The organism is Actinomadura sp. NAK00032 (assembly GCF_013364275.1).
Classification (GTDB): domain Bacteria; phylum Actinomycetota; class Actinomycetes; order Streptosporangiales; family Streptosporangiaceae; genus Spirillospora.
On sequence record NZ_CP054932.1, the window covers coordinates 557,009 to 569,008 of the forward strand.

12 protein-coding genes and 1 pseudogene are annotated in these 12,000 nt (G+C 72.8%); 4 read left to right on the forward strand and 9 right to left on the reverse strand.

Annotated elements, in window-relative coordinates; genetic code table 11:
* Positions 1-172: 172 nt before the first annotated feature.
* Complete coding sequence (locus HUT06_RS02770) at positions 173-1,312, forward strand: serine hydrolase (RefSeq protein ID WP_217711160.1); 1,140 nt, start codon at positions 173-175, stop codon at positions 1,310-1,312.
* A gap of 21 nt (positions 1,313-1,333) precedes the next feature.
* On the opposite strand, the gene paaE is transcribed toward HUT06_RS02770, so the two are convergent.
* From paaE to paaZ, 6 genes are read right to left on the reverse strand one after another with little or no spacing between them, the layout of a single operon-like run.
* Entirely contained in the window at positions 1,334-2,410 is a 1,077-nt protein-coding gene (gene paaE / locus HUT06_RS02775) for a 1,2-phenylacetyl-CoA epoxidase subunit PaaE (RefSeq protein ID WP_176194254.1), read from the reverse strand.
* Positions 2,411-2,899, reverse strand: a complete 489-nt coding sequence (gene paaD / locus HUT06_RS02780) for a 1,2-phenylacetyl-CoA epoxidase subunit PaaD (RefSeq protein ID WP_176194255.1) — start codon at positions 2,897-2,899, stop codon at positions 2,411-2,413.
* Positions 2,893-3,765 carry a 1,2-phenylacetyl-CoA epoxidase subunit PaaC gene (gene paaC / locus HUT06_RS02785; RefSeq protein ID WP_176194256.1) on the reverse strand — a complete coding sequence of 291 codons (873 nt, stop codon included), beginning with the start codon at positions 3,763-3,765 and terminating at the stop codon, positions 2,893-2,895. Before paaC ends, paaD begins: the two co-directional genes overlap by 7 nt.
* 8 nt (positions 3,766-3,773) lie before the next feature.
* Positions 3,774-4,058 carry a 1,2-phenylacetyl-CoA epoxidase subunit PaaB gene (gene paaB / locus HUT06_RS02790; RefSeq protein WP_176194257.1) on the reverse strand — a complete coding sequence of 95 codons (285 nt, stop codon included), beginning with the start codon at positions 4,056-4,058 and terminating at the stop codon, positions 3,774-3,776.
* Complete coding sequence (gene paaA, locus HUT06_RS02795; protein ID WP_176194258.1) at positions 4,058-4,984, reverse strand: 1,2-phenylacetyl-CoA epoxidase subunit PaaA; 927 nt, start codon at positions 4,982-4,984, stop codon at positions 4,058-4,060. Before paaA ends, paaB begins: the two co-directional genes overlap by 1 nt.
* The gene (gene paaZ / locus HUT06_RS02800; RefSeq protein WP_176194259.1) at positions 4,981-7,023 is read right to left on the reverse strand and encodes a phenylacetic acid degradation bifunctional protein PaaZ; all 2,043 of its coding nucleotides are present in this window, start codon (positions 7,021-7,023) and stop codon (positions 4,981-4,983) included. Before paaZ ends, paaA begins: the two co-directional genes overlap by 4 nt.
* Positions 7,024-7,127: 104 nt before the next feature.
* Here paaZ and HUT06_RS02805 point away from each other — a divergent pair, with 104 nt between their 5' ends.
* Entirely contained in the window at positions 7,128-7,754 is a 627-nt protein-coding gene (locus HUT06_RS02805) for a TetR/AcrR family transcriptional regulator (RefSeq protein WP_176194260.1), read from the forward strand.
* Here HUT06_RS02805 and HUT06_RS02810 read toward each other — a convergent pair.
* The 3 genes from HUT06_RS02810 to pdhA are packed head-to-tail and all read right to left on the reverse strand — an operon-like array spanning position 7,741 to position 11,176.
* On the reverse strand, positions 7,741-9,027 hold the full coding sequence (locus HUT06_RS02810) for a dihydrolipoamide acetyltransferase family protein (protein ID WP_254714944.1): 1,287 nt from the start codon (positions 9,025-9,027) through the stop codon (positions 7,741-7,743). The genes HUT06_RS02805 and HUT06_RS02810 overlap by 14 nt on opposite strands.
* Positions 9,028-9,077: 50 nt before the next feature.
* Positions 9,078-10,082, reverse strand: coding sequence for an alpha-ketoacid dehydrogenase subunit beta (locus tag HUT06_RS02815; protein WP_176194262.1), 1,005 nt, complete (start codon positions 10,080-10,082; stop codon positions 9,078-9,080).
* On the reverse strand, positions 10,079-11,176 hold the full coding sequence (gene pdhA, locus HUT06_RS02820) for a pyruvate dehydrogenase (acetyl-transferring) E1 component subunit alpha (RefSeq protein WP_217711161.1): 1,098 nt from the start codon (positions 11,174-11,176) through the stop codon (positions 10,079-10,081). Before pdhA ends, HUT06_RS02815 begins: the two co-directional genes overlap by 4 nt.
* Before the next feature lie 108 nt (positions 11,177-11,284).
* Here pdhA and HUT06_RS02825 point away from each other — a divergent pair, with 108 nt between their 5' ends.
* Together HUT06_RS02825 and HUT06_RS45520 are read left to right on the forward strand one after the other, a co-directional pair.
* Positions 11,285-11,809: an Lrp/AsnC family transcriptional regulator gene (locus tag HUT06_RS02825; RefSeq protein WP_176194264.1), complete on the forward strand. Its 525-nt coding sequence runs from the start codon at positions 11,285-11,287 to the stop codon at positions 11,807-11,809.
* A gap of 44 nt (positions 11,810-11,853) precedes the next feature.
* Positions 11,854-11,970, forward strand: a pseudogene (locus tag HUT06_RS45520) (hypothetical protein); the annotation flags it as partial.
* Positions 11,971-12,000: the final 30 nt, after the last annotated feature.

The window sequence follows — 12,000 nt, forward strand, 5'->3', positions numbered from 1 at the left end:
CCGTGAGGGCGACTAATGGGTGCGCCGATCGTAGAAGGACCGGAATGCGACGCCAACCCCTGTCCCAATGACCGGAATCCCCGCGCGTACTACCGGACGGGGGCTGGCCCCACCCCGGGGAAGGGAGAGCACACCAGTGTGCCGGGGAGCGCGCCTGCCTAGCGTCTGAGACATGACCAGAACGCACCGGATCATCGCGCTGCTACTGGGAGCCGCCGCGATCGCGGCCACGGCCGCTGCGCCGCCGGCACGGGCCGACCGCGCGCGCTGCGGCGACCACGAGGACCTGCGAGCGGCCCTGGAGCGCATGACGGGCGTCCACGGCCTGACGGGTGCGGCCGTGCGGGTCGACGACCCCCGCTGCGGGACGTGGACGCACGCGAGCGGCGTCGCCGACCGGCGGACGGGCCGCCCGATGAGCGCCGGCCTGCGGGGACGGATCGGCAGCATCACCAAGACGTTCACGGCGACCACCGTCCTCGCGCTGGCGGCGGAGGGCCGCGTCCGGCTGGACGCGCCCGTCGAGCGCTACCTCCCCGGCCTGCTCGACGGCAACGGCTACGACGGACGGAAGATCACCGTCCGGAGTCTGCTGCGGCACACCAGCGGCCTGCCCGACCATATGGACACCTTCAAGACCATCGACGACTTCCGTTTCCGGCATTTCGAGCCGGAGGAGCTGGTCGCGCGGGCGCTGACGCTGTCGGCTCCCGAGCCCGACTGGTACTACTCCACCACCAACTACGTGATCGCCGGGCTCATCGTGGAGAAGGTCACGGGCCACGCGGTGGAGGACGAGGTCTCGAAGCGGATCATCAGGCCGCTGCGGCTGCGCGACACCTACTGGCCCGGTGACGAGACCTGGATCCGGGGCCCCCACGCGCGCGGCTACGTCCGCGAGACTGACGGCACCTACACCGACTACACCGCGTTCAACGTGTCGGCCGCGGGGGCGGGCGGGGCGCTCATCTCCAACCCGCGTGACGTCAGCACGTTCTTCGGGGCACTGATGGGCGGACGGCTGCTGCCCCCGGCGATGCTCGCGGAGATGAAGCGGACCGTCGCCGCCGACCCCGACCGCCTCTGGGAGAACGCGCGGTACGGCCTCGGCCTGGCCCGGACGGAGCTGCGCTGTGGCGGCGCCTGGTGGGGCCACGTGGGCGGCAGCGAGGGCTACACGACGATCTCGGGCGTGGCGGCGCCGTCCGGTCGCCGCGTCGCCGTCGCCTTCAACCAGAGCCCGCCCAACAGGGAAGCGATCAACGACGAGCTGGAACTCGTCCAGACCGCCCTGTGCGGCGAAGCGGCATGAAGGTGATTCGATCGGCCGGTGTCAGGCGTCGTAGTCGACGGTGAGCTGCGGGGTCGCCGGGATCGACTGGCAGGTCAGGACGTAGCCCGCCTCTACCTCGGCCGGGTCGAGGGCGAAGTTGCGGCGCATGTCGACCTCGCCTTCGACGACCCTGGCTCGGCAGGTGCCGCACACGCCGCCCTTGCATGCGAACGGCAGGTCCGGGCGGACGCGCTGGGCGGAGTCGAGGACGGTTGCGTCCTGGGGCTGGGTGAGGGTGGTCGAGCGGCCGTCCAGAACGACCGTCACCTCGCAGGCCGGGCCCGTGGGGGCGCTCTGCTTGCGGTTCGGTTCGGGGGGCGGCTCGTCCACGTAGAAGAGTTCCTGGTGGACGCGTTCGCGCGGCACGCCGAAGCCCTGGAGGACGTCTCGGGCGTCGGTGACCATGCCCAGGGGGCCGCACAGCCACCAGTGGTCCACGTCGGAGACGGGAACCAGGAGGGGGAGGAGGGCGCGCAGGCGGTCGGCGTCCAGGCGGCCGCTGAACAGTTCCGCCTCGCGCGGTTCCTGGGACAGGACGTGCACCAGTTCGAAGCGGTCGGGGTGCGCGTCCTTCAGGTCGGCCAGTTCGTCGGCGAACATGACGGTGCCGCTGGTCCGGTTGCCGTACAGGACGGTGACGCGGCTCGACGGGTCGGCGAGCGCGGACGCGGCGATCGACAGCACCGGCGTGATCCCGGACCCGGCGGCGATCAGCACATGGTGCCCGGCTCCGGTGCCGAGCGTGAACGTGCCGGACGGCGGCAGGACCTCGACAGTGTCGCCCGGGCGGACGTCGTGCACCAGCCACGCGGAGAACAGGCCGTCCGGGATCTCGCGGACGCCGATGCGCGGCGCGGCCCCGGCGGGCGCGCAGATCGAGTAGGAGCGGCGCTCCTCGCGGCCGTCGATCGTGCGGCGGAGCGTGAGGAACTGGCCGGGGCGGAAGGCGTAGGCGTCGGCGAGGTCCGGCGGCACCTCGAAGGTGACCGCGACCGCGTCGTCGCACAGCCGCTCCACGCCGGCGACGCGCAGCGCGTGGAAGCCGGTGCGGCGGGGTACGACCTCGGTGAGCGTCACTCAGATCTCCTTGAAGTGCTCGAACGGCTCGCGGCAGGACTCGCAGCGCCGCAGCGACTTGCAGGCGGTCGCGCCGAACCGGGACAGCTCGACCGTGTCGGACGAGCCGCAGCGCGGGCATGGGACGTGCCGGGTCGGGCCGAGCGTGAGCGGGATCGGGCCGGGCGCGCGGCGGGGCGCCGCGCCGGGCGGTGCGATCCCGGCCTCGCGGAGCTTGCGGCGGCCGGGCTCGGTGATCCAGTCGGTCGTCCACGGCGGGTCGAGGACGGTCCGGACGTCCACGTCGGCGTACCCGGCGTCGGCGAGCCTGCGGCGCAGGTCGGCGCGCATCGCGTCCAGGGCCGGGCAGCCCGTGTAGGTCGGGGTGATCGTCACCTCGACGCGGCCGGGCTCCTCCCGGACGTCGCGCAGCACGCCGAGTTCCGCGAGCGTCAGCATCGGCAGCTCGGGGTCGGTGACGGTCTCGGCGACCGCGCGGGCGCTCACCATTCCGCCTCCGGATGCTCGCGGGCGAGGCCCTGCATCTCGGCGAGCAGGGCGGCCAGGGCGGGGGAGTGCGCGCCGTCCCGGCCGGCCAGGTGGGGCGGGACGGGCTCGGGGCGCCGCAGGGTCGCCCTGGCCAGCACCTCGCCGATGACCGCGTCGCACTCGTCGCGGACGTCGGCCGGGTCGACGCCGATCCCGGCGCCGGACAGCAGGCGTTCGGTCTCGTGCGTGGCGAACAGCTCACCGGTCAGCGGCCACAGGTCGTCCAGGGCGGTCTGCGCGCGGTCGTGGGAGAGGTCGGTGCCGTCGCCGAGCCTGACCGTCCACAGCGCGGCGTGGTCGCGGTGGTAGGCGACCTCCTTGACGCTCTTGGCGGCGATCGCGGCGAGGACCGGGTCCGCGGACGCGGTCAGCCGGTCGAGCAGCGCGAGCCGCCACGTCGCGAACAGCAGCAGCCGGACGGTCGAGTACGCGAAGTCGCCGTTCTCCGCCTCGGCGAGGCCGACGTTGCGGAAGTCGGACGCGTCCCGGAAGTAGGCGAGGTCGTCCTCGCCGCGGCCCTTGTCCTCGGCGACGCCGGCGCGGGCCAGCAGCAGCCGGGCCTGGCCGAGCAGGTCGAGCGCGATGTTGGCGAGCGCGACCTCCTCCTCCAGCTCGGGCGCGTGCGTGCACCACTCCTGGAGGCGGTGCGACATGACGAGCGCGTCGTCGCCCAGCATCAGGCAGTACGCGGCCAGCGCGTCGCGGTCGACCCCGTCCGGCAGGGACGGGTCGATGCCGGCGAGCGGGTCGTCGAACCCGGTGCCGAACGCCCAGCGGCTGTCGTCGCTCTGCTCGGAGAGCGCCTCGAACGGATTGTCGGACGACATCAGAAGCCTCACATATGGGGGACGTTCTCGGGGATGTCGTAGAACGTCGGGTGGCGGTAGACCTTGTCGCCGCTGGGTGCGAAGAACGGGTCCTTCTCGTCGGGGCTGGACGCGGTGACGTCCTCCGACCTCACTACCCAGATGCTGACGCCCTCGTTCCGCCGCGTGTAGACGTCGCGGGCGTTGCGCAGGGCCATCTCGGCGTCGGGGGCGCGCAGCGAGCCGACGTGGACGTGGTTCAGGCCGCGCTTGCCGCGGACGAACACCTCGTAGAGCGGCCAGTCCTTCTCCATCACGCCACCTCCCTCTCAGCGTGTTTCGCGGCGTACGCGGCGGCGGCCTCGCGTACCCAGGCGCCGTCCTCGTGGGCCTGGCGGCGCCGCTCGATCCGCTCGGCGTTGCAGGGGCCGTCGCCGCTGATGACGCGCTTCAGCTCCGACCAGTCGATCTCGCCGAAGTCGTGGCGGCCGCGCTCCTCGTTCCAGCGCAGGTCGGGGTCGGGCAGCGTGACGCCGAGCGCCTCCGCCTGCGGGACGGTCATGTCGACGAACCGCTGCCGCAGCTCGTCGTTGGTGTGCCGCTTGATCCGCCAGGCCATCGACTGCGCGGTGTGCGTGGAGTCGGCGTCCGGCGGGCCGAACATCATCAGCGACGGCCACCACCAGCGGTCCACGGCGTCCTGCACCATCTCCCGCTGGGCCCGCGTGCCGCGCATGAGCGTCATCAGCAGCTCGTAGCCCTGCCGCTGGTGGAACGACTCCTCCTTGCAGATCCGGATCATCGCCCGCGCGTACGGGCCGTAGGAACTGCGGCACAGCGGCACCTGGTTGCAGATCGCGGCGCCGTCCACCAGCCAGCCGATCACGCCGACGTCCGCGAACGTCAGCGTCGGGTAGTTGAAGATCGACGAGTACTTCTGCTTTCCGGAGATCAGCTTGGCGGTCAGGTCGGACCGGTCGGCGCCGAGCGTCTCCGCCGCCGAGTACAGGTAGAGGCCGTGGCCCGCCTCGTCCTGCACCTTGGCCAGCAGGATCGCCTTGCGGCGCAGCGACGGCGCGCGGGTGATCCAGAGGCCCTCCGGCTGCATGCCGATGATCTCCGAGTGGGCGTGCTGCGCGATCTGCCGGATCATCGTCGCCCGGTACTTGTCGGGCATCCAGTCGCGCGGCTCGATCCGCTGGTCGCGCTCGATCGTCCGCTCGAAGTGCTCCTGCGTCATGCCGTCTCCTCCGGGCGCTTGGCGACCAGGGTCAGGACGTCGTACTGCGCGACGACGGCGCCGTCCTGCCGGGTGACCTCGGTGTCCCAGCGGACCTCCCCGTACTCGGCGTTCTCGCGCGGGGTGATCTGCTTGGCGGTGAGCTTGACCGTCAGCTCGTCGCCGGGGAACGTCGGGGCGAGGAACCGCAGGTTCTCCAGCCCGTAGTTCGCGAGGACCGGGCCGGGCTCGGGCGAGACGAACAGGCCCGCCGCGAACGACACGACGAGGTAGCCGTGCGCGACCCGGCCGCCGAAGAACGGGTTGGCCTTCGCGGCCTCCTCGTCCATGTGGGCGTAGAAGGTGTCGCCGGTGAACTCGGCGAAGTGCTCGATGTCGGCGAGCGTGACGGTGCGGGGCCCGGCCACGACGGTGTCGCCGACCTTCAGGTCTTCGAGGTGCCTGCGGAACGGGTGCTCGCCGGTCTCGGTGCGGGGCGCGCCCGGCGTCCAGCGGCCGGTGATCGCGGACAGCATCGACGGCCCGGCCTGGACGGCGGTGCGCTGCATGTGGTGCAGGACGCCGCGGATGCCGCCCATCTCCTCGCCGCCGCCCGCGCGCCCGGGGCCGCCGTGCACGAGGCCCGGCATCGGGGACCCGTGGCCGGTGGACTCCTTCGCGTCCTCCTCGTTCAGGACGAGCAGCCGCCCGTGCCACGGCGCGGCGCCGAGGACGACGCGGCGCGCGAACACGGGGTCGGCGGTGACGACCGAGCCGACCAGGCTGCCGAGGCCGCGCGCGGCGAGCGCGACGGCCTGCTCGGCGCCGTCGTAGGGGAGCAGGGTGCTGACCGGGCCGAAGGCCTCGACCTCGTGCGGCTCGGCGCGGTCGGTGTCGTCCACGCGCAGCAGGACCGGGGACATGAACGCGCCGCGCTCGGCGTCGGCGCCGATGACCTCGACGTTCTCGGGGTCGCCGAACACGATCCGGCCCGCGTCGAGGAGCTTCTTGAGCTGCCGGCGGACCTCGTCGCGCTGTTCGAGGGTCGCGAGCGCGCCCATCCGCACGTCCGGGTCGGACGGGTCGCCGACCTTCACCCGCGCGAGCCGCTCGCTCGCCGCCTGCGCCACGTCGTCCATCAGGTCGGACGGCACGAGCGCCCGCCGGATGGCCGTGCACTTCTGGCCGGCCTTCACCGTCATCTCGGTGACGAGCTGCTTGACGAACAGGTCGAACTCGGCCGTGCCGGGACGCGCGTCCGGGCCGAGGATCGCGCAGTTCAGCGAGTCGGCCTCCGCGTTGAACCGCACCGACCGCCCGGTCACGACCGGGTGCGCGCGCAGCAGCCGCCCGGTCGAGGCGGACCCGGTGAACGCCAGGACGTCCTGCTCGGTCAGGTGGTCGAGCAGGTCGCCGGGGTCGCCGCAGACGAGCTGGAGCGTGCCCTCCGGCAGGATGCCCGACTCGATGATCAGCTCGACCAGCCGCGCGGACAGGTACGCCGTCTGCGGCGCGGGCTTCACCAGGCTGGGCATCCCCGCGAGGAAGGCGGGCGCGAGCTTCTCCAGCGGGCCCCAGACGGGGAAGTTGAACGCGTTGATCTGCACGGCGACGCCCTGCAGCGGCGTGCAGACGTGCCGTCCGGCGAAGGTGCCGCCCTTGCTGAGCGGCTCCACGTCCCCGTCGACCAGGACCGTGTCGTTCGGCAGCTCGCGCTTGCCCTTGCTCGCGTACGCCAGCAGGACGCCGATGCCGCCGTCCACGTCGATGCGCGAGTCGGCGAGGGTCGCGCCCGTGCGGGCCGACAGCGCGTACAGCTCGTCGCGGTGCTCGCGCAGGTGCAGGCCGAGCTTCTTCAGCAGGGCGGCGCGCTGGTGGAAGGTCAGCTCCCGCAGGGCCGGGCCGCCCGCCTGGCGGCCGTGCTCCAGCGCGGCCCCCATGTCGATGCCGGACGAGGAGATCCGGGCGACCTCCGCCCCGGTCACGGCGTCGGTGAGCGGCGCGCCCTCGTCCGGCGGTACGTGCCACGCACCGGACACGTAACTGGGCAGCGGAGCCATCGGGCCTCCCTCGAATTACTGACCGTCCGTTCAGTCAGATATTAACCCCGGAACGGGCCCCGGGAGAAGAGCTGAACGGCGTTCGGTGCTGCGATAATGGCCGCGTGAGCAACACGGGCGGCGCGCGGGCGAACCGGCGGGGGCGGCCGGGCTACGACAAGGAGTCGCTGCTGCTGGTCGCCGTCAAGGTGTTCAACGAGCGCGGCTACGACGGCACCAGCATGGACGACCTCGCCAAGCGGCTCGGCATCGGCAAGTCCGCGATCTACCACCACGTCGCCGGCAAGGACGAACTGCTCCAGCTCGCCGTCGACCGGGCGCTCGACGGGCTGTTCGCCGCCGCCGCGGAGACCGCCGCCGTGGAGGGCCGCGCCATCGACCGGCTGGAGCACCTCGTGCGCGCGAGCGTCGCCGTCCTCGTCGAGCGGCAGCCGTTCGTCACCCTGCTGCTGCGGGTGCGCGGCAACACCGCCGTCGAGAAGCGGGCGCTGGCCCGCCGCCGCGAATTCGACCACCTGGTCGCCGCGCTGGTCGCGCAGGCCGAGGCGGAGGGCGACATCCGCGCCGACATCGACCCGGCGATCACCGCCCGGCTGCTGTTCGGCCTCGTCAACTCGCTGATCGAGTGGTACAGGCCGCGCGGCGGCGCGAGTGGGGGGGAGATCGCCGACGCGCTCTGCAAGGTCGCGTTCGACGGGCTGCGCCGCCGCGCGGCGGCTACCGGCGACTGACCAGCATCTCGGGGCGTTCCACACAGTCGGCGACGAACCGCAGGAAGCCGCCCGCGACGCCGCCGTCGCAGACCCGGTGGTCGAACGTGAACGACAGCTGCGTCACCTGGCGCAGCCGCACCTCCCCCTTGTGCGCCCAGGGCCTCTCGGCGATCCGGCCGACGCCGAGCATCGCCGCCTCCGGATGGTTGATGATCGGCGTCGAGCCGTCCACGCCGAACACGCCGTAGTTGTTGAGGGTGAACGTGCCGCCGGTCAGGTCGCTCGGGGAGAGGCGGCCGTCGCGGGCCTCCTCCGTCCGGGCGCGCAGCGCGGCGGCCAGGTCGGCGAGCGAGAGCAGGTGCGCGTCCCGGACGACCGGCACGACCAGGCCGCGCTCGGTCTGCGCCGCGAACCCGAGGTGGACGTGCGGCAGCCGGACGATCTCCTCGCGCTCGGTGTCCACGAAGGCGTTCAGCTCGGGGAAGCGGCGGAGCCCCGCGACGCAGATCGCGGCGAACAGGGCCAGCATGCCGACGCCGGCGTCCGGGTCGGCCATCGCGAGCTTCTTCCTGAACTTGACCAGGCGGGTCGCGTCCACGTCCACCCAGGTCGTCGCGTCCGGGATCTCGCGGCGGCTGCGGGACAGCTTCTCCGCCATCGTCCGCCGGACGCCCTTCAGCGGGACGCGCACGACATCGGCCGTTTCGCGGTGCTCCTCGGCGGGCGGGGCGGTGCCCGTGATGGCCTGCTCGACGTCGCGGCGGAGGATGACGCCGCCGGGGCCGGTCGGGGTAAGGGCGGCGACGTCGACGCCGTTGTCCTTGGCGAGGCGGCGCACCACCGGGGAGATCACGCGCGGGGCCTCGTCCTTCGCCGCCGCAGGACGGGCGGGGGCCGGGGGCGGCTGCGCGACGCGGCGGCGGGAGCGGCGGGTCTCGGTCGTCCCGTAGCCGACCAGGACGTTGCCCGAACCGGCCCGCTCCTCCTCCCGGTACCGCTCGGCGGCGGCATCGTCGGAGGAGGATGCGGCGTCGTCGGAGGCGGCGCCGTCCTCGGTCGAGATCGCGATCAGCGGGGAGCCCACGTCCACGACCGTGCCCGCCTCGGCGAACAGTTCCGCGACCGTGCCGGCGATCGGGACCGGGACGTCCACCGCCGCCTTCGCCGTCTCGACCTCGACGATGATCTGGTCGGTCGCCACGGTGTCGCCGACCGACACCTTCCACTCCAGGATCTCCGCCTCGGTGAGCCCCTCACCGAGGTCCGGGAGCTTGAAGACCGTCGTGCTCACGCGTGTCCCCTGCGGGGGGACGACCCCCCGCGCCCCCCGGTTCGCTTCGCTCATGCCACACCACCCAGGTAACGGGTGTCGGGGCGGTCGTCGCGCTGGAGGCGGTCCAGCGCGTCGAGGATGCGGTCGACGCTCGGCAGGTGGTGGTGCTCCAGCATCGGCGGCGGGTACGGGATGTCGAACCCGGTCACCCGCAGCACCGGCGCCTCCAGGCTGTGGAAGCAGCGCTCCTGGACGCGGGCCGCGATCTCCGCCCCCACGCCCGCGAACCCGGCGGCCTCGCCGACCACGACGCAGCGGCCCGTCTTCCGCACGGACGCGGCCACGGTCGCGTCGTCGAACGGGACGATCGTCCGCAGGTCGACGACCTCCAGGTCCCAGCCCTCGTCCTTCGCGGCGGCCGCCGCCTCCAGCGCGACCGGCACGCTCGGCCCGTACGCGACGAGCGTCGCGTCCCGGCCGGAGCGGCGGACGGCGGCGCGGCCGAACGGCTCCGTCCGGTCCAGCCGCCCGAGGTCGGCCTTCGACCAGTACAGCTTCTTCGGCTCCATGAACACGACGGGGTCCGGGTCGTCGATCGCCTCGCGCAGCAGGGAGTACGCGTCCTCCACGGTGGCCGGGGTGACGACCTTCAGGCCGGGCGTGTGCGCGTAGTACGCCTCGCTGGAGTCGCAGTGGTGCTCGACGCCGCCGATCCCGCCCGCGTAGGGGATGCGGATGACGATCGGCAGCGTGACCCGCCCGCGCGTGCGGTTGCGCATCTTCGCCACGTGCGACGCGATCTGCTCGAACGCGGGGTAGGCGAACGCGTCGAACTGCATCTCCACGACGGGCCGGAACCCGCCCATCGCCATGCCGACGGCGAACCCGACGATGCCGGACTCGGCGAGCGGGGTGTCGAAGCAGCGGTCGTCGCCGAACTTGGCGGCGAGGCCGTCGGTGACGCGGAAGACGCCGCCGAGCGTGCCGACGTCCTCGCCGAACACCAGGACGCGCTCGTCCTCGTCCAGGGCGTCCGCCAGCGCCGTGTTCAGCGCCTGGGCCATCGTGATCATGACAGCGCCTCCTCGGCCTCGATCTCGGCGCGGAGCTGCGCCCGCTGCTCGTCCAGCTGCGGGGTCGGGGTGCCGTAGACGTGCTCGAACATCCCCAGCGGGACGAGTTCGGGGTCGGCGTTCATCCGGTCCCGGAGCCGCGCGGCGAACTCCTCGGCCTCCGCCGACGCCGCGGCCACGTCCGCGTCGGTGAGGTGCCCGCGGCGGCGCAGGTAGCGCTCCAGCCGGGCGATCGGGTCGCGTCCGCGCCATTCGTCCGCCTCGGCGTCCGTCCGGTAGCGGGACGCGTCGTCGGCGTTGGTGTGCGATTCGAGCCGGTAGGTGAGCGCCTCGACCAGGAACGGTCCATGCCCGGCGCGGGCGTGCTCGACGGCCGCCGCCAGCACGGCGAGCACCGCGACCGGGTCGTTGCCGTCCACCCGCTCGGACCGCACCCCGTACCCGATGCCCTTGTGGGCGAGGGAGGGCGCGGCGGTCTGCCGCTCCAGCGGCACCGAGATGGCGTACTGGTTGTTCTGGACGAGGAACACCACCGGCGCCTTGAACACGGCGGCGAAGTTCAGCGCCTCGTGGAAGTCGCCCTCGCTGGTGGCGCCGTCGCCGACGCAGGCGAGCGCGACCCGACCCGTCCCCTTGCGCCGCTCCGCGTACGCGACGCCCGCCGCGTGGACGGTCTGCGTCGCGAGCGGCGTGCACTGCGGCGCGGTGTGGTGGCGGACGGGGTCGTAGCCGCAGTGGGCGTCGCCCCGCAGCAGCGAGAGCACCTCGACCGGGTCGATTCCGCGCGTCACCAGCGCCATCGACTCGCGGTAGGTGGGGAAGTACCAGTCGCCGTCCTCCAGGGCGAGGACGGAGCCGACCTGGCACGCCTCCTGCCCGTGGCTGGACGGGTACACCGCCAGCCGGCCCTGCTTGGTCAGCGCGGTCGCCTGCGCGTCGAACCGCCGCCCGACGACCATCGCCCGGTGCGCCCGGCGCAGCAGCTCCGGGTCCGGCACCGGGTAGGGCCGCTTCCCGCGCACCGCCGCGCCGCCGTCGGTCAGGAACCGCACGGGCTCCGCCGAGGGGAGCAGCGCCTCAACCCGACCCGTCATCCGCCTCCACCTCCGCACTCGATCGGTGCTAGGAATATGAACCAGGTCAGCCATAAGTCTCAATAGACGGCCCAAATCCAGGACATTCGGCCAACCAGCGGAGCTCTGATGGACCAACTGTCTCCCGAACCCGTACCCGGCCACCGGCAAACCGGACATTCGGCGGCCCCGCTCGACGCCCTCGACCAGGCGATCATCCGGGAGCTGCGCGCGGACGGCCGGATGTCGATGCGCGCCCTCGCCGAGCGGGTCAGCGTCTCCCGCTCCAACGCCTACACGCGGGTGGAGCGGCTCGTTGCCGACGGCGTCATCACCGGGTTCACCGCACGGGTCGATCCCGTCCGCGCGGGGCTCGGCACGGCGGCCTACGTGCTGGTCAACATCGAGCAGAACTCCTGGCGGAAGGTCTCGGCCCAGCTCCGCGACGTCCCGCACATCGAGCACCTCGCGTTCGTCGGCGGGGACGTCGACCTGGTCATGCTCGTCCGCACACCTGACAACGCCTCGCTGCGCGACGTCGTCCTGGCCCGCATCCACGCCGTGGAAGGGGTCCGCTCCACCCGCACCTGGCTGATCTTTGACGAGAATCCGGCGGAACCGATCCGGCGTGAAGAGCGTTCATCTGATACCTGAGCGTGGAGACCCCGTCTTTCAGGGCGGGGAGGGGACGCGGCACGATGCGGTGCTGTGGTCTCCTGGTTTTGTCGGTGGTGGTCGGTAGGTTGCGGAGCGTGTCCCGGTACCGGCTGTGCCCGCCCCCTGCCCAGGAGGCGGGGCTGCCGGAGCATTGCTCGCACGCCCGGTACGTCTGGAACCTGGCCGTG